Source organism: Frateuria terrea, assembly GCF_900115705.1.
GTDB lineage: Bacteria > Pseudomonadota > Gammaproteobacteria > Xanthomonadales > Rhodanobacteraceae > Frateuria_A > Frateuria_A terrea.
In genome coordinates, this window is the sequence record NZ_FOXL01000014.1 from 1 (window position 1) to 17,122 (window position 17,122).

The 17,122-nt window shown below is 66.8% G+C and carries 15 protein-coding genes, 2 rRNA genes and 1 pseudogene; 15 read left to right on the forward strand and 3 right to left on the reverse strand.

What is annotated here, in order from left to right:
* Together BMZ38_RS17245 and rrf are read left to right on the forward strand one after the other, a co-directional pair.
* Positions 1-118, forward strand: a 23S ribosomal RNA gene (locus tag BMZ38_RS17245); the annotation flags it as partial.
* 179 nt (positions 119-297) lie between these two features.
* Positions 298-411, forward strand: a 5S ribosomal RNA gene (gene rrf / locus BMZ38_RS17250).
* A 131-nt stretch (positions 412-542) separates the two neighbouring features.
* Here the strand turns inward: rrf and BMZ38_RS17255 are convergent.
* Positions 543-1,652: pseudogene (locus BMZ38_RS17255) on the reverse strand (IS3 family transposase).
* A 91-nt stretch (positions 1,653-1,743) separates the two neighbouring features.
* On the opposite strand from BMZ38_RS17255, the gene BMZ38_RS18220 reads away from it, so the two are divergent.
* Complete coding sequence (locus BMZ38_RS18220; protein WP_425431897.1) at positions 1,744-2,103, forward strand: DUF1275 family protein; 360 nt, start codon at positions 1,744-1,746, stop codon at positions 2,101-2,103.
* Here BMZ38_RS18220 and BMZ38_RS17265 read toward each other — a convergent pair.
* Positions 2,048-2,980 carry a carbohydrate kinase family protein gene (locus tag BMZ38_RS17265; RefSeq protein ID WP_091340703.1) on the reverse strand — a complete coding sequence of 311 codons (933 nt, stop codon included), beginning with the start codon at positions 2,978-2,980 and terminating at the stop codon, positions 2,048-2,050. The two genes, BMZ38_RS18220 and BMZ38_RS17265, sit on opposite strands and share 56 nt — an antisense overlap.
* Before the next feature lie 241 nt (positions 2,981-3,221).
* Between BMZ38_RS17265 and BMZ38_RS17270 the strand changes: the two genes are divergently transcribed.
* The 12 genes from BMZ38_RS17270 (at position 3,222) to BMZ38_RS17325 (ending at position 16,752) form a co-directional block, all read left to right on the forward strand.
* Positions 3,222-4,268: a rod shape-determining protein gene (locus BMZ38_RS17270; protein ID WP_091340706.1), complete on the forward strand. Its 1,047-nt coding sequence runs from the start codon at positions 3,222-3,224 to the stop codon at positions 4,266-4,268.
* A gap of 239 nt (positions 4,269-4,507) precedes the next feature.
* Positions 4,508-5,446 carry a rod shape-determining protein MreC gene (gene mreC / locus BMZ38_RS17275; RefSeq protein WP_091340709.1) on the forward strand — a complete coding sequence of 313 codons (939 nt, stop codon included), beginning with the start codon at positions 4,508-4,510 and terminating at the stop codon, positions 5,444-5,446.
* Positions 5,443-5,928: a rod shape-determining protein MreD gene (gene mreD, locus BMZ38_RS17280; RefSeq protein ID WP_091340711.1), complete on the forward strand. Its 486-nt coding sequence runs from the start codon at positions 5,443-5,445 to the stop codon at positions 5,926-5,928. The genes mreC and mreD overlap by 4 nt, the downstream gene beginning before the upstream one ends.
* Before the next feature lies 1 nt (position 5,929).
* Positions 5,930-7,876 (forward strand): penicillin-binding protein 2, encoded by a 1,947-nt coding sequence (mrdA, locus tag BMZ38_RS17285; protein ID WP_091340714.1) that lies wholly within the window; start codon positions 5,930-5,932, stop codon positions 7,874-7,876.
* The gene (rodA, locus tag BMZ38_RS17290; protein WP_091340715.1) at positions 7,873-8,988 is read left to right on the forward strand and encodes a rod shape-determining protein RodA; all 1,116 of its coding nucleotides are present in this window, start codon (positions 7,873-7,875) and stop codon (positions 8,986-8,988) included. The genes mrdA and rodA overlap by 4 nt, the downstream gene beginning before the upstream one ends.
* 91 nt (positions 8,989-9,079) lie before the next feature.
* Positions 9,080-10,084 (forward strand): lytic murein transglycosylase B, encoded by a 1,005-nt coding sequence (gene mltB / locus BMZ38_RS17295; RefSeq protein ID WP_091340734.1) that lies wholly within the window; start codon positions 9,080-9,082, stop codon positions 10,082-10,084.
* Positions 10,081-10,989, forward strand: a complete 909-nt coding sequence (locus BMZ38_RS17300; protein ID WP_091340718.1) for a septal ring lytic transglycosylase RlpA family protein — start codon at positions 10,081-10,083, stop codon at positions 10,987-10,989. The genes mltB and BMZ38_RS17300 overlap by 4 nt, the downstream gene beginning before the upstream one ends.
* Before the next feature lie 75 nt (positions 10,990-11,064).
* The gene (locus BMZ38_RS17305; protein WP_091340720.1) at positions 11,065-12,321 is read left to right on the forward strand and encodes a D-alanyl-D-alanine carboxypeptidase family protein; all 1,257 of its coding nucleotides are present in this window, start codon (positions 11,065-11,067) and stop codon (positions 12,319-12,321) included.
* A complete protein-coding gene (locus BMZ38_RS17310) occupies positions 12,321-12,611 on the forward strand; it encodes a YbeD family protein (RefSeq protein ID WP_091340722.1) in 291 nt (96 codons plus the stop codon). The genes BMZ38_RS17305 and BMZ38_RS17310 overlap by 1 nt, the downstream gene beginning before the upstream one ends.
* Positions 12,612-12,818: 207 nt before the next feature.
* Positions 12,819-13,496 carry a lipoyl(octanoyl) transferase LipB gene (lipB, locus tag BMZ38_RS17315; protein ID WP_091340724.1) on the forward strand — a complete coding sequence of 226 codons (678 nt, stop codon included), beginning with the start codon at positions 12,819-12,821 and terminating at the stop codon, positions 13,494-13,496.
* 10 nt (positions 13,497-13,506) lie between these two features.
* A complete protein-coding gene (gene lipA, locus BMZ38_RS17320) occupies positions 13,507-14,511 on the forward strand; it encodes a lipoyl synthase (RefSeq protein WP_091340728.1) in 1,005 nt (334 codons plus the stop codon).
* Between the two features lie 9 nt (positions 14,512-14,520).
* Positions 14,521-16,752, forward strand: a complete 2,232-nt coding sequence (locus BMZ38_RS17325) for a carboxy terminal-processing peptidase (protein ID WP_091340731.1) — start codon at positions 14,521-14,523, stop codon at positions 16,750-16,752.
* Positions 16,753-16,791: 39 nt separating this feature from the next.
* On the opposite strand, the gene BMZ38_RS17330 is transcribed toward BMZ38_RS17325, so the two are convergent.
* The coding region (locus tag BMZ38_RS17330; RefSeq protein WP_139211670.1) for a transposase at positions 16,792-17,122 on the reverse strand (331 nt) is incomplete at its 5' end.

Sequence of the window (17,122 nt, forward strand, 5' to 3'; positions counted from 1 at the left end):
TCCCGAGAGCTTGACTCTCCTTAAGGCACCATCAAGACTAGGTGGTTGATAGGCGCGATGTGGAAGTGCAGCAATGCATTGAGCTTACGCGTACTAATGCGCCGTGCGGCTTGACCATATAACCCCAAGACGCTTCGCCCGCCTTAGCGAAACATCTCGATTCACCAACTCGCTTGTCACTCGTTTACTCTTTATTCCGCGTGAGATCCTTCTCACGGAAGAGTCAAAACCGGCCATCCTTGGCCGGACTCTTCAAAGTTTGAAGCCGGCGCATCGCTGCGCTGCTTCAACCCCTTCCCTGGCGGCCATAGCGCTGTGGTCCCACCCGATCCCATCCCGAACTCGGAAGTGAAACGCAGCCGCGCCGATGGTAGTGTGGCTTGTCCATGCAAGAGTAGGTCACCGCCAGGGGCTTTATACGCAAAAACCCCCACCGTTTCGGTGGGGGTTTTTCTTTGCGCGTGAAATGGGGGCAAGAGACGCTGGGTGATCTCCCGCTTGGCTTGGCGCTTCTCCCTGCTGCAGCTCCGTAAGCTCCCCCGTCAAGCAGACACTTCAGAAGTAGAACCGCTGGCGGCTTGTTGGCGGTACTCGGCGGGCGTGAGGTCGCCGAGCGATTCGTGGGGGCGTTGCTCGTTGTAGTTGAGCATCCACCAGTAAGCCGCTTCACGCACATCCTCCAGACGGGCAAACAGGTGCTGGTCGAGCACCTCCTCGCGAAAGGTGCGGTTGAAGCGTTCGATGTAGGCGTTCTGGTTGGGCTTTCCGGGCTGGATGTACTGGATGGCCACGCCGCTGGCTTTGGCCCATTGGGTGAATGCTTCGCCCAGGAACTCCGGCCCGTTGTCCGAGCGCAGTACTTGCGGCAAGCCATGGTCGCGCTTGATCTGCTCGAAGATGCGCACCAGCCGCGCCGAGGTGATCGACGTGTCGATCTCGATGTGCGGCGCTTCGCGATTGAAGTCGTCGACCACGTTGAACGTGCGAAACCGGCGGCCGCAGGCGAGCGCGTCGCTCATGAAATCGATCGACCACACGGTATCGGGCAGCCGTGGCACGTACAGCGCCACGCGTTCACGCTTGGGCAGTCGGCGCCGGGCGGCCCGCCGGAGATTGAGCTTCATGGCCTTGTACACCCGATAGATCGGGGTTCCAGTCCGGCCGCGCCTTGCGCAGCTGGGCACAGCACTTCCAGAAGCCACGACTGGGCCTGTCCTCGACCAGGCGAGCCAGAGCGGCAATGAGCTCGGCATCGCGCACGGTCCAATCAAGCGGAGGGCGGTAGTACGCGGCACGCGACAAACCCACACACGCACAGGACCGGCGTAGCGGCCGTGCGTGCACCTCGACCAGGTACCGCACCGCCTCGCGCTTGCTCGCCGGCCCTACAGTTTTTTTGCGATCAGGTCCTTCATCGCCGCGTTGTCCAGCGCCAGCTCGGCATACATTCGCTTCAGCCGGGCATTCTCGGCCTCGAGTTCCTTGACACGCTTGAGGTCGGACGCCTCCATGCCGCCGTACTTGCTCTTCCACTGGTAGTAGGTCGGCACGCTGATGCCGGCCTGGCGACAGATGTCCTTGATGGGCACACCGGCGTCGGCCTGCTTGAGGATCGAGACGATTTGCGTCTCGGTGAACTTCGACTTCTTCATGGAACCTCCTGGCTCGGGAACGATGCCAGAAAGTTCTACTTTCGAGATGTCTGCCTAGCGGGGAAGCTTACGGATCCACGGCCTGATCGTCCTGCTCGGCATGGTAATGGGTATGCAGAGCGCGGCAGTGCGGCAGGTCCACCTGGCGGGCGTTTGGACTACTTTCATCACCGGCACGTTGACCCAATGGATCGCCGGCCTGGTCGAGCGCACGCCGCCGAAGGAACTGCCGGTCGGTCGCGTCCAGGCAGCGGTCCACTACCTACGGCCTGGCAGCATTGATCACGGCCGGGTTGCGGCCACGCTGGCCCCAGCTGGCGGTCGGGCTGCCATGGCTGGTACTGCTGGGGGTGATTGCCTGCGGCGCGCGGCGGATGCGGCGCGCCGGTTAGGCTTCAAAGTGCGTAGCCGAATTGCTCGCGGAACGCTTCGGCGAACTCGTCGTACGTAAAGCGCTGGTTTTGCGTGCCGGGGTGTTCCACCTTGAGCGCACCCATCAAAGAGGCCATGCGCCCGATGGTCGGCCAATCGTAGCCACGCATGATCCCGAACATCAGTCCTGCCCGGTAGGCGTCACCGCAACCGGTCGGATCGACCACTTGGCGCTCGCGAGCAGCCGGGATCTCGATGATCTGCCCATCGGTGTGGATCAACGAGCCGCGCGGCCCCAGCGTCACGATGTAGGCCTGGGTGCGTGCTGCGATCTCCTCCGCGCTCCAGCCGGTGCGCTGCTGCAGCAGCTGCGACTCGTAATCGTTGACGATGACGAAGTTGGCCTTGCCGATCATCGAGCGAAATTCGTCGCCGTTGAACAACGGCATCGCCTGGCCCGGATCAAAGATGAAAGGTACCCCGCGTGCGGCGAAATCGTCGGTATGCTGCAGCATCGCCTCGCGCCCGTCTGGGGCCACGATGCCGAACTCGGCATCGACCACGTCGCCCACATGGTTGTGGTGCGAGCTGGACATGGCGCCGGGGTGAAACGCGGTGATCTGGTTGTTGTCCAGGTCCGTGGTGATGAAGCACTGCGGCGTGAACTGGTCCTCGAAAACCCGCACCCCTTCCAGCCGGATGCCGCAGCGGAGCAGGTGCTCGTGGTACGGGCCGAAATCCTGGCCGACGGTAGCCATCGGCAGCGGGTCGCCACCGAGCAACTTGAGGTTGTAGGCGATGTTGCCGGCGCAACCGCCGAACTCGCGGCGCATCTGCGGCACGAGGAACGAGACGTTCAGGATGTGGACCTTGTCCGGCAGGATGTGGTTCTTGAACTGGTCCGGGAACACCATGATGGTGTCGTAGGCCAGCGAACCGCAGATGACGGCTGACATGTTGGACGAAACCCCTTGGGACACGCGCGGGCGGCCTTCGCCCGGCAAACGTGCAATCGTAGCGCGGCGCGTCTCCCAAGGCGACAGTCGCTTGGCGACCGAAGCGGTGATCGAACTCAGGAAATGCGCGCATCATCGCGTTCTGCAAGGCTTTCTTAACGTCTTCGCGCTTGCGTGGGTAGGACCCGCTCACTAGACTGACGCGCTTACTTTTTCCTCACCAGCCGGCGCGCCAGGCCTCATGTTCAAGAAGTTTCGCGGCATCTTTTCCAACGATATTTCCATCGACCTCGGTACCGCGAACACGCTGATCTACGTGCGCGGGCAGGGCATCATCCTCAACGAGCCGTCCGTGGTGGCGATCCGCCAGGACCGCGGCCCGGGTGGTCCGCGCACGGTGGCCGCGGTCGGCGGAGACGCCAAGCGCATGCTCGGCCGCACGCCGGGCAACATCGCCACGGTGCGTCCGATGAAGGACGGCGTCATCGCCGACTTCACCATGACCGAGGCGATGCTGCAGCACTTCATCAAGCAGGTGCACAAGTCGCGCATGCTGCGTCCGAGCCCGCGTGTACTGGTCTGCGTGCCGTGCGGCTCGACCCAGGTCGAGCGCCGCGCCATCAAGGAATCGGCCGAGGGCGCCGGTGCCCGCGACGTGTTTCTGATCGAGGAGCCGATGGCCGCCGCGATCGGCGCGGGCATCCCGGTGCATGAGGCGCGCGGCGCAATGGTGCTGGACATCGGTGGCGGCACTTCGGAAGTGGCGGTCATCTCGCTCAACGGCATCGTCTACTCGCAGTCGGTGCGCGTGGGCGGCGACCGGTTCGACGAGGCGATCATCAACTACGTGCGCCGCAACCACGGCACGCTGATCGGTGAATCGACCGCCGAGCGCATCAAGCTCGAGATCGGCTGCGCCTTCCCGCAGAGCAACGTCAAGGAGATCGAGATCTCCGGCCGCAATCTGGCCGAAGGCGTGCCGCGCATGTTCACGATCAACTCCAACGAGGTGCTCGAGGCGCTGCACGAGCCGCTGTCGGGCATCGTGGCGGCGGTCAAGTCGGCGCTGGAGCAGACCCCGCCGGAGCTGTGCTCCGACGTGGCCGAGCGCGGCATCGTGCTGACCGGCGGCGGCGCGCTGCTGCGCGACCTGGACCGGCTGATCTCCGAGGAGACCGGCCTGCACGTGCAGGTCGCCGACGACCCGCTGACCTGCGTGGCGCGCGGCGGCGGCAAGGCGCTGGAATTGATCGACCAGCACGGCAGCGACTTCTTCGCGCCGGAGTGAATCGGGGTGTGATCCGCCGCGCGGTCTTCCTGCCTTCCGCGGGAAGACCGATCCGGCTGGCGGTGCTCGCGAGGGGGCGATGCGGGGCGTGTTGCTGACATGGGGCTGAGGCTGGCCCGGCCGGTCATCCGTGGCCCTCTTCGCGGCCGGCGGCGGCCCATCCGTTGTGCCAGGCCGGTTTGTTCTGCCACGCTTGACGGCGACCGTCCGCGTCGCCTCTCCCTTTTCGGATTCGATTGATGGGCCAGGAATCCTCGCCCCTGTTCGCCGGCTCGACCGGCACCCTGCGGCTGATCGGCTACCTCGCACTGGCGATGGTGCTGATGGTGCTCGACCATCGCAACGGCTGGATGTGGCGCATCCGCTACGGCGCCGCCGTCGCGGTCGAGCCGCTGTACCGGCTCGCCGGCCTGCCGGTGGAGGGCATGCGCACGCTTTCGGTGGCCTTTGCAGACCGCCAGCGGCTGACCGTGCAGAACCAGCGCCTGCGCGAGGACCTGCTGCTGGCCAATGCGAAGCTCAACCGCATGGCGGCGGTGGCGCAGCAGAACGAGCACCTGAAGGAACTGCTCGACACCCAGCGCAGCCTCGAACTCAACGTGCAGCTGGCCCGCGTGGTCGGCGTGGACCTCGGCGCCTACCGTCACCGGCTGCTGCTCAACGTGGGCGCCCACGACGGAGTCAAGCCCGGCCAGCCGGTGATCGATGCCCGCGGCGTGATGGGCCAGGTCATCCAGACGCTGCCGACCACGTCGGTGGTGATGCTGATCACCGACCCGAACAACGCCTTGCCCGTCACCGTCGAGCGCACTGGCCTGCGCACCATCGCCTACGGCTCGCGCGACGGCGATCGGCTGGTGTTGCCGACCATCCCGATGGCGGCCGACGTGAAGGAAGGGGACAGGCTGCTCACCTCCGGCCTGGGCGGTCGGTTCCCGCCGGGCTTCCCGGTCGGCGAGGTCACGCGCGTGGCGCCGGCTACCACCGGCATGTTCCTGGAGGCGCAGGCGCAACCTACGGCGGAAATCAACCGCAGCGAGGACGTGCTGCTGCTGCATGACCAGGCCGAGCCGGCCGGTCCGCCCCCGCCGGTCACGCCAGCAGGGCCGCCATCGGATCTGGCCCCCGCCGGTGCCGGCCAGCCGGCTGCCGTGCCGGCGCCGAAGGGCAAGCCATGAACCGGCAGCGGCTGGGTCTGTGGTGGTTCATCGGTACGCTGGTGTTTGCACTGCTGTCGATGCTGGTGCCGTTGCCGGACGTGCTCGAGCCGTTCAAGCCGTACTGGCCGGCCCTGGTGCTCCTGTACTGGTCGCTGGAGTCCGGCGATCGCGTCACGCTGGGGTTGGCCTTCACGATGGGCCTGGCGGCCGACCTGCTCGACGGTGTGCTGCTGGGCGAGCAGGCGCTGCGCCTCACGGCGCTGGTGTTCATCGCGTTGCGCTTCCGCTCGCGGCTGCGCTTCTTCCCGATGTGGCAGCAGACCCTGGCGGTGCTGGCGCTGCTGGTCAACGACCGCATCCTGCTGACCATCGTGCGCGTGTTCGCCGGCGATGCCCTGCCGCCGGCGAGCTGGTGGATATCGCCGTTCGTCGGCGCGGCGCTGTGGCCGTTCGTGTTCCTGTTGCTGGACGACCTGCGCATGCGCCTGCGCCTGCAATGAGATGAAAAAGCGGCGTGCACTGAAGGACCCGCGCGGCGAGGCGGCGCTATTCCAGCGGCGTTCGCTGGTCGGCTTCGCGCTGATCGTGCTCGGGCTGGTCGCGCTGTCGGGGCGGTTCTTCTACCTGCAGGTGATGCGCCACGACGAGTTCGTCACCCGCTCGGAGAACAACCGCGTCAAGCCGAAGGTCATCCCGCCGGCGCGCGGCCTGATCTACGACCGCAATGGCGTGCTGCTGGCCGACAACGTGCCGGCGTTCCGCCTGGAGGTGGTGCCCGAACAGGTGCCGGACATGAAGGCGATGCTGGCGCAGATCGGCTCGGTGGTGCCGATGGATCCCGACGATCTCGCCGACTTCCGCAAGCGCCTCAAGCAGAGCCGGCGCTTCGAAAGCGTACCGCTGAAGATGCACCTGTCCGAGGACGATATCGCGCGCTTCGCGATCAACCGCTGGCGTTTCCCTGGCGTGGACGTGGTGCCCTACCTGACCCGCCACTACCCCTACGGCGGCCTGTTCGCGCACGTGATCGGCTATGTCGGCAGGATCGACGCGGACGACCTCAAGCGGCTCGACCCGGATCGCTACCAGGGCACCAGCCACGTCGGCCGCAGCGGCATCGAGCGCTCCTACGAAGACGTGTTGCACGGTACGCCCGGCTACGAGCTGGTCGAGGTCAACGCCGACGGACGCACCCAGCGCGTGCTGGAGACCCACCCGCCGGTCCCGGGCAAGAACCTGTACCTCTCGATCGACGTGCGCATCCAGAAGGCCGCGATGGCCGCCTTCGACGGGCGCGCGGGCTCGGCCGTGGCGATCGATCCGCGCAACGGCCACGTACTGGCGATGGTCAGCGTGCCCAGCTTCGATCCCAACCTGTTCGTCAACGGGATCAGCAGCGCCGACTACAAGGCGCTGACCACGGCGCCGGACAAGCCGCTGTACAACCGGGCGCTGCGCGGCGTCTATCCGCCCGGGTCCACGGTCAAGCCGTTTCTCGCGCTCGGTGGCCTGGCCTACGGCGTGCGCAAGCCGGAAGACACGGTGGTATCCACCGGCGAGTTCTGCCTGCCGGGGCAATCGCGCTGCTACCGCGACGACAAGCGCGGCGGCGACGGTGTGGTCGACATGGTCGAGGCGATCGAGAAATCGACCAACACCTATTTCTACAAGCTGGCGCTGGACCTGGGCATCGACCGGCTGAGCGACTGGATGGGTCGATTCGGCTTCGGCAAGAAGACCGGCATCGACCTCGAGGGCGAAGAGAACGGCATCCTGCCCTCGCGCGAGTGGAAGCAGGAACATTCGCACCAGCCCTGGTATCCGGGCGAAACGATCATCGCCGGCATCGGCCAGGGCTACTGGGCGGTGACGCCGCTGCAGCTCGCGCACGCGTTGTCGATCCTGGCCGGCCATGGCATTCCACGCGCGCCCAAGCTGGTGATGGCTACCCAGAATGGCGTCGATGCACCCAAGGTGCCGGTGCCCAACCCGCCGACCGGGCCCTCGCTGGTGAGCGACCCGGCGCACTTGGACGTGATCAAGCAGGGCATGGAAGCGGTAGTGACCGGCGGCACCGGCGCCAAGCAGTTCATCGGCTTCCCGCTGGTGGTGGCCGGCAAGAGCGGCACGGCCGAACGCTTCTCGCGCACCACCTCGGCCTACGACACCAACAAGAACACCGCCTATCTGGCCAGCCGCCACCGTGCGTGGTTCGAGGCCTTCACACCGGCGGACGATCCGAAGATCTCGGTCGTCGCCATGCTCGAGGCCGGTGCCTGGGGCGCCGAGGCGTCCGGCCCGATCGTGCGCACGATCATGGAAGCCTGGCTGGCCACCCAGGGCGGCGCACCGGCCAAGCCACAGCCGCCGGCTGCCAGTCCGGCGCCCACCCCGCCGGACGTGCCCGAGGACGTGCCGGTTCCGGCCGATGGCGGAGCCACGCCATGATCCATGCCCTGCACATGCGCATGCGCCGCTTTCTGCGCCGCATCCTGACCCGGCCACGGATCGACATGCCACTCGCCATGGGGTTGTTCGCGCTGGCGATGGTCGGGCTGGTCACGCTCTACAGCGCCGGCGGCGGCGACCTGGGCCTGGTCGGCGGCCAGGCTGCACGATTCGTGCTCGGTGCCGTGCTGCTCCTGCTGGTCTCGCGCATACCGCCGACCGTGCTGCGCAGCTGGACGCCCTGGCTCTATGCCGGCAGCACCGCACTGTTGGTGGTGGTCGCCATCCTGGGCGAAGGCCGTGGCGCCGACCGCTGGCTGGACCTGGGCTTCATGCGCTTCCAACCCTCCGAGCTGCTCAAGCTGACCATGCCGATGATGGCCGCCTGGTACCTTCATCCGCGGCAATTGCCCCCAAGCTGGAAGGACATGGCGGTGGTTGGCCTGCTGATCGCCATCCCCGCGGGGCTGATCGCCAAGCAGCCGGACCTCGGTACCGCGCTGCTGGTCGCCGCCGCCGGCGCGTTCGCGTTGTTCCTCTCGGGCGTCGCCTGGTGGCGCATCGGCCTGTTGCTCGGCGTGGCCGCCGCGATGGTGCCGGTCGGCTGGCACTTCATGCACCAGTACCAGCGCGACCGCGTGCTGACCCTGCTCAATCCGGAGGCCGATCCGCTGGGCAACGGCTGGCACATCATCCAGTCGCAGATCGCGGTGGGCTCGGGCGGCATCTTCGGCAAGGGCTGGATGCACGGCACGCAGTCGCGGCTGGAATTCCTCCCCGAGCACACCACCGACTTCATCTTCGCGGTGTTCTCCGAGGAGTTCGGGCTGGTCGGCGTGTGCCTGCTGCTGGCGCTGTACGCCTTCATCATCGGCCGCTGCCTGTGGATCGCGATGGAGGCGCGCGACACCTATTCGCGCCTGCTCGCCGGCGCGATCGGCATGAGCTTCTTCGTCTACGTGTTCGTCAACGGCGGCATGATCGCCGGCATGCTGCCGGTGGTCGGCGTGCCGCTGCCGTTCGTCAGCTACGGCGGCACGTCGGCGGTCAGCCTGCTGAGCGGCTTCGGCGTGCTGATGTCGATCCATGCCAACCGTAAGATGCATGACTGAGCAGCGCCACTTCGTCGCCCGCCGAAGGCCCCGGATCGAGTGCGCACGCGTGTTAGGCTTGGGTGCGATGTCGATCCTCGCGGTGTCCCCCATGTCCGTTCTCCGATCGTGCCGCCTGCCAGGCGTGCTCGCCGCTCTTCTGCTGGCCTTCGCGCCGGTGCATGCCCAAGAAACGATTCATCCCGGCCAGGCCGAACTGGTGCGCGAGGTGGCTCGCGATACCGGCAAGAACCCGGCGCGTTTGAATGCCCTGCTCAGCGGCGCGCAGATGCAGCAGTCGATCATCGACGCGATGAACCGTCCGGCCGAAGCCAAGCCCTGGAAGGACTACCGGCCGATCTTTATCACGCCCAAGCGCATCGACGAGGGCGTCGCCTTCTACCGCGCCCATCGGGAGCTGATCGAACGCATCGCCAGCCAGTACGGCGTGGCGCCGGAATACCTGGTCGCCATCCTCGGCGTCGAGACCTTCTACGGACGCAACACGGGCAAGTACAAGGTGCTCGACGCGCTGGTGACGCTGGGCCTGTACTACCCGCCGCGCGCGAAGTTCTTCCGCGAGCAGCTGAAGGTGCTGCTGGAACTGCCGTCCGACCACCTGGCCGGTCCGCTGGACACGCTGACCGGCTCCTACGCCGGTGCGCAAGGCTGGGGCCAGTTCATGCCCTCGAGCATCCGTGACTTCGGCGTGGACGCAGACCACGACGGCCATATCGACATGCAGGGCTCGCTGCCGGACATCCTGGCCAGCGTGGCCAATTATTTCGCCGGTCACGGCTGGGAGCGCGGTGGGCCGGTCGCCGCACGCGCGCAGCCGGACACCGCCCCGCAGCCGCTGGACGTGCCCGATGCGCAGCCGCGCTGGCCGCTGGAACAGCTGGAGGCATGGGGTTACGCGCCGCTGCAACCGTTCGATCCGGGCCGGATGACCAGCCTGCAGGAGCTCGAGGGCGGCAACGGCCCCGAGTACTGGTTCACCTTCCAGAACTTCTACGTGATCACCCGCTACAACAAGAGCCCGCTGTATGCGCTGGCGGTGCACCAGCTGGCCGAAGGCATCGCCGCCGGCGTGCGCTCGGCGGACGCGGTGCCATGAACTGGCGCGCGCCGGTCGTGGTGGTGCTCGCGCTGGCACTGGCCGGTTGCGGCGGGTCGCGTCCGCGGCCCTCGCACGGCGGCCGGGGCGTGCGGCCGGGAACGGCAAACTCCGGCGGCTTCCGCGACGATCTCAGCCGCTCGCAGTCGAGCCGCTACCGCGACAGCGACGACAGCGTGCCGCCGCCGATCGACGTCAGCAAGATTCCAGAGCCTATCCCCAAGCTCGAGCCGCGCTCGTTGTACGGCAACAAGTCGCCGTACACCGTGCTCGGCCATACCTACACCGTGCTGCCCAGCGCGCGCGGCTACGACGAGCGCGGCATCGCCTCCTACTACGGCGCCAAGTTCCACGGCTACAAGACCTCGAGCCTGGAGAACTACGACATGTACGCCTTCAGCGCCGCGCACAAGACGCTGCCGCTGCCGAGCTACGCGCGGGTGACCAACCTTCAGAACGGCAAAAGCGTGATCGTGCGCATCAACGACCGCGGGCCGTTCCACGAAAACCGGCTGATCGACCTGTCCTACGCTGCCGCCGTGAAGATCGGTGTGTGGCCCAAGGGCACCGGACTGGTCGAGGTGCGCGCGATCGACCCGGGGCATCCGGAGGAGACTGCCGCACCTGCGGAACTGGACGCGCAGGCGGCGGTCCCACCGGGTGGCGCACACCCGGCAATCTGGCTGCAGGTGGGTGCGTTCGCCGACCTGGCAAACGCCGATCGCGTGGCTGGCCGGCTGCGATCGGCCAGGCTGGCACCGGTGCAGGTCAGCGACGTGCAGGTCAACGGAAGGGACGTGCGCCGCGTGCGGGTCGGCCCATTGCAGGATGTCGACCAGGCTGACCGCGTCACCGATCAGATCGAGCAGCTCGGCCTTCCCAGACCGCAGGTCGCGGTAGACTGAGCGATGCATTTTCAGCGCCGGCGCGCGGGGCGCCGACCACCAGTCACACCAATTGAAATGGGATCGATACCGACGATGAGCTTTTTCCGCCGTACCCTCACCACCCTTGCCGCCGCCGCGCTGGTTGCCGGCGCCGCCTTCGCGCAGCAGACGCCGCCGAAGCCTTCGCCGGTGCCGCGCCCGACCGTGCCGGAGGCACCGGTGCCGCCGCCGCCGGATGTGGATGGCAAGGCCTGGGTGTTGATGGATTACGCGACCGGACAGATCCTGGCCAGCAAGAATCCGGACGAACGCGTCGAGCCGGCCTCGATCACCAAGATCATGACCGACTACGTGGTCTCGGCCGAGCTCGCCAACGGCAAGATCAAGATGACCGATCCGGTCACCATCAGCGAGCACGCCTGGCGCGGCGGCGGCGCGGGCACCGACGGCTCGACCAGCTTCCTCAAGCTCAACAGCCAGGTGCCGCTGAAGGACCTGCTGTACGGCATGATCATCCAATCGGGCAATGACGCGGCGATCGCGCTGGCCGAGCACACCGCCGGTTCGGAGGAAGCCTTCGCCAACCTGATGAATGCCTATGCCAAGCAGCTGGGCATGGTCAACTCGCATTTCGAGAACGCCTCGGGCTACCCGATCCAGAACCACTACACCACCGCGCACGACATCGCGATCCTGTCGCGCGCGCTGATCCACGATTTCCCGGACGACTACGCGATCTCGGCGGTCAAGCAGTTCGAGTGGAACGGTATCAAGCAGGGCAACCGCAACACGTTGCTGTGGCGCGATCCCAGCGTGGACGGCATCAAGACCGGCCATACCGCCGCCGCCGGCTTCTGCCTCGCCGCCTCGGCCAAGCAGGGCGATTCGCGCATGATCGCCATCGTGATGGGCGCGAGCTCGGAGAAGGCGCGCGCCGACTCGGCCATGGCGCTGCTCAACTACGGCTTCCGCTTCTACGAGACGCACAAGCTTTATGACGCCGGCAAGCCGCTGGCCACGCCGAAGCTGTGGAAGGGCGAGGCCGACACGCTGCCACTGGGCATCACCGAACCGCTGGACGTGACCGTCAAGCGCGGCCAGTACGACCAGCTCAAGGCCACCATGGACATCCCCGCCACCCTGGTCGCCCCGTTCAAGAAGGGCCAGCAGGTGGGCACCCTGCGCGTCACGCTGGATGGCAAGCCGCTGCAGTCGGTACCGCTGGTGGCGCTCGACGACGCCCCGCAGGGCGGCTTCTTCAAGCGCCTGTGGGATTCCATCCTGCTGTGGTTCCACGGTGGCAAGAAGGACGACGCTGCGGCCACGGCCCCTGCCGCGGATACCAAGTGATGCAGGAAATCGACTTCAGCCAGGCGAAGAAGGAAGGCAAGGGCTTCCAGTTCCCCGGTGAGTTCGAGATCACCGCGCTGGGCGATGCCAGCGCGGACCTGCCCAGGCGGGTGCCGCAGATCCTCGAAGGCGAGGGCCTGCACGTACTGCACGAGACGGTCAGCCAGCGCGCCTCGCGCGAGGGCAAGTTCCTTTCGGTGACGGTGAGCTTCCGCTGCGACAACCGCGAGCAGTACGACCGCGCGCACGCGGCGCTGCGTGCCGATCCGGCGATCCGCTACACGCTCTGAGCCTTTAGCTTCCTCTCCCCCGCGACCAATCAAAGATGGGGGAGAGGGCTGGGGTGAGGGGCCGAGCTTGCCTCTAGCCGGATTTCCCCGCGAGTCCCGGCCCCTCACCAAACCCTCTCCCCTGAGGGAGAGGGCTTCAAGGCGGCGCAGCTTGCAATCCTGACCCGCGCGCCTCATCTGCTCCCCATTTGCTCCGGTAGCGCCTCCATGCCCCCCGACTCCCGCCCGCTCCTCATCCGCCGCCTTGGCCGCCAGCCCTACGAGCGCACCTGGAAGGCGATGAGCGCCTTCACCGATGCGCGCGGACCGGACACCCCCGACGAGTTGTGGCTGCTCGAGCACGACCCGGTGTTCACCCTGGGCCAGGCCGGCAAGATGGAGCACGTGCTGGCACCGGGGGACATCCCGCTGATCCCGGTCGACCGCGGCGGCCAGGTGACTTACCACGGCCCGGGCCAGATCGTCGGCTACCCGCTGATCGACCTGCGCCGCACCGGCGTGGGCGTGCGCGAACTGGTCAGCCGCATCGAGCAGGCGCTGATCGACACGCTGGCGCACTGGTCGATCGACGCCGCGCGCGTGGAAGGCGCCCCGGGCGTCTACGTGGCCGGCGCCAAGGTCGCTGCCCTGGGCTTGCGCGTGCGCCGCGGCTGCAGCTTCCACGGGCTGGCCTTCAACGTAGCCATGGACCTGGAGCCGTTCGGGCGGATCAACCCTTGTGGCTACAAGGGCTTGGCGGTCACGCAAGTGCTAGACTTGGGCGGCCCGTCGCAGCTGGCGCAGGTCGAGGACGTGCTGGTGGAGCAGTTCTGCCGCCAGTTCGGCTTCCATGCGGTGCCGGCCGCCCCCGTCCTCCCCGAACTCCCCGCGCGCGCCGCGGTCTAGGCAGTCGCAGATGAGCGAAATTTCCTCCAGGGTGATCCCGATCAGCGTGCTCGACGCTGAGGCGGCGGTCGCCGAAAAACAGCTGGGCAACGACAAGATCGCCCGCAACCGCGCCAGTTTCGACACCAGCGTGCCGACCCTGCGCAAGCCCTCGTGGATCCGTGTGCGGCTGCCGCAGGGCAATGCCGTGCAGGAACTCAAGGCGCGCCTGCGCGAGAACGCGCTGGTGACGGTGTGCGAGGAAGCCTCCTGCCCGAACATCCACGAGTGTTTTTCCAAGGGCACCGCCACGTTCATGATCCTGGGCGAGGTGTGCACCCGGCGCTGTTCGTTCTGCGACGTCGCCCACGGCCGTCCGCAACCGCCCGATCCGCTGGAGCCGGCGCGCCTGGCGCAGACGATCGCCGACATGCGCCTGAAGTACGTGGTGATCACCTCGGTCGACCGCGACGACCTGCGCGACGGTGGCGCCGAACACTTCGCCTCGTGCATCCGGGCCACGCGGCACGCCAGCCCCAACATCAAGATCGAGATCCTCACGCCCGACTTCCGCGGCAAGGGCCGCATGGAGCGTGCGCTGGAGGTGCTCAAGGATTTTCCGCCGGACGTGTTCAACCACAACCTGGAAACCGTCCCGCACCTGTACCGCGAGGTGCGCCCGGGCGCCGACTACCAGTGGTCGCTGGACCTGCTCAAGCGGTTCAAGGCGCAGCACCCGGAGGTACCGACCAAGTCCGGCATCATGCTGGGCCTGGGCGAGACCTACGAGCAGGTCATCGAGACGCTGCGCGATCTACGCGCCCATAACGTGGACATGATCACCATCGGCCAGTACCTGCAGCCCACGCCGCACCATCACCCGGTCGTGCGCTACTGGACCCCCGACGAATTCGACGCGCTGCGCGTGGCCGGCGAGGCGATGGGTTTCCATCACGTCGCCTCCGGCCCGCTGGTGCGTTCCTCCTACCATGCCGACCTGCAGGCCCATGCAGCCGGCGTCACCGAGCTCGCCTGAGACCACTCCATGCCACTGCGCCCCATGCTCGTCCTGCTGCTCGCCCTCGTCCTGCCGGCTGCCCATGCGCAGGCGCAGGCTGTCCAAGGCGAAGAAGGCCACAAGGCCTCCACGCTGCCGCTCAAGGCCTCGCCCACGCAAGCCGACGCGGCGCAGCTGTCCGCGCGTTTCCTCACGCGCTTCCACTACGACGCCAAGCCGCTCGACGACGCCATGTCGGCCAAGATCTACAAGGCCTACTTCGACATGCTCGACGGCGAGAAGGTGTTCTTCACCCAGGCCGACATGGCCCGCTTCGAGCCGCTGAAGACCAAGTTCGACGATGCCATCTGGAACAAGGACCTGTCCGGCCCGTTCTCGGTATTCAACCTGTACGTGCAGCGCGCGATCGACCGCATGACCTACGCGCGCAACCTGCTCAAGAAGGGCTTCGACCTGACCAAGGACGAGACCTACGCCTACGACCGCAAGCATGCCACCTGGCCGGCCGACCAGGCCGCACTCGACGACCTGTGGCGCAAGCGCACCAAGAACGACTGGCTGCGCCTGAAGCTCGCCGGCAAGAGCGACGACGACATCCGCAAGACGCTGGACAAGCGTTACGCCGGCTACATCGATCGGGTGAAACAGCTCGACGGCGAGGACGCGTTCCAGACCTTCATGAACGCCTACGCCGAAACCACCGACCCGCACACCGACTACCTCGGCCCGCGTGCGGCGCAGAACTTCGACATCGCCATGAAGCTCTCGCTGGAGGGCATCGGCGCGGTGTTGCAGGCGCGCGACGAGTACACGCAGATCCGCGAGGTCGTGCCCGGCGGCCCGGCGGACAAGTCCGGCAAGGTGCACGTGGGTGACCGCATCGTGGCGATCGGCCAGGGCACCGACGGCGGCATGACCGACGTGATCGGCTGGCGCCTGGACGACGTGGTCGACAAGATCCGCGGCAAGAAGGACACCACCGTGCGGCTGGAGATCCTGCCCGCCGACGCCGGTCCGGACGGCAAGCACGAACTGGTCACGCTGGTGCGCAAGAAGGTCAGCATCGAGGAGCAGGCGGCCAAGAAGAAGGTCATCGAGGTCAAGGACGGCGACGTCAGCCGCAAGATCGGCATCATCGACCTGCCGACCTTCTACTCCGACTTCGGCGCGCGCCGCGAAGGCGACAAGAACTTCAAGAGCGCCACCCGCGACGTCGCCAAGCTGCTGGGCGAACTCAAGGCCGAAGGCGTGCAGGGCGTGGTGATCGACCTGCGCAACAACGGCGGCGGCTCGCTGGCAGAGGCCAACGAGCTGACCGGCCTGTTCATCGACCAGGGCCCGGTGGTGCAGGTGCGCGATGCGCGCGGCCAGGTGGAAGAGCAGGGCGACGACCAGCCGGGCCTGGCCTGGAGCGGTCCGATGGCGGTGCTGGTTAACCGCGGCTCGGCCTCGGCCTCGGAGATCTTCTCCGCGGCGATCCAGGACTACGGACGCGGCCTGATCATCGGCGAGCCGACCTTCGGCAAGGGCACCGTGCAGAACCTGGTGGACCTGGACCGTTTCGCCCAGGGTGACAGCGAGAAGCCGCAGTACGGCGAGCTGAAGATGACCATCGCCGAGTTCTTCCGCATCAACGGCGGCTCGACCCAGTTGAAGGGGGTTACCCCGGACATCCTGTTCCCGAAGAACGGCGACGAAAAGGATTTCGGCGAGTCCACCTACGACAACGCGCTGCCGTGGACGCAGATCCAGCCGGCGCCCTACAGCAAGGTGGCGGACCTGAAGGCCTACCTGCCGCAGCTGACCAGCAAGCACGACGCCCGCGTGGCCAAGTCGCCGGCCTGGCAGCTGATGCTCGACGAGCTGGCCCAGTACAAGAAGATGCGCGACCAGAACACGATCTCGCTCAACCTCGCCGAGCGCCAGGCCGAGCGCAAGCGGCAGGATGCGATCCAGGCCGAGTTCCGTGCCCGCCACAAGGCGATCGACGGCAGCAACGGCGACCTCTCCGACGAGCCGGTGCTGGATGATGGCCTCAACGCCAACGAGCGCAGCCTGAAGAGCGAACTCAAGCAGGAAAAGGAGGCCAAGAAGGCCAAGGATCCGGAGCTGCAGGAGACCGCTCACATCCTGTTCGATGCGATCGGCATGATCAAGGCCAACCCGAAGCTGGCGGCCGAGGTGTTGCCCTACGGCGGCAAGTTCTCGACCACTGCGGCGGTGACGCCGCCGGAAAAGCCGGCCGCGCAGCCGCACTGAGATGAAAGAAGCCCGGCCTCGACCGGGCTTTTTTTTGGTTCATCGCGGAATGCCGGGGAAGGCGGCACGGATCTTCAGGAAGAAATAGTCCTGATCCCGGTAGCCGTAGGCCCGGCGCTTGATGACCTTGATCGTGTTGTTGATGCCTTCGACGACACTGGTGTTGAGCGGGTACCGGCATCGGGAAAGGATGCCGTGCAGATAGGCCTTGAGCCGTTGCGCGAACAGCGCCAGCGCGGCGATGCCGCTGCTCATGGCCTGTTCGAGCCAGTGTTCCCATGCTTGCTTGGCCCAGCCCGGCCGACGGTAAAACCACAGCCGTTTCAGCTCGTCCCGCATGAGATAGGCGGTGAGCAGGGGTTGGTTGGCC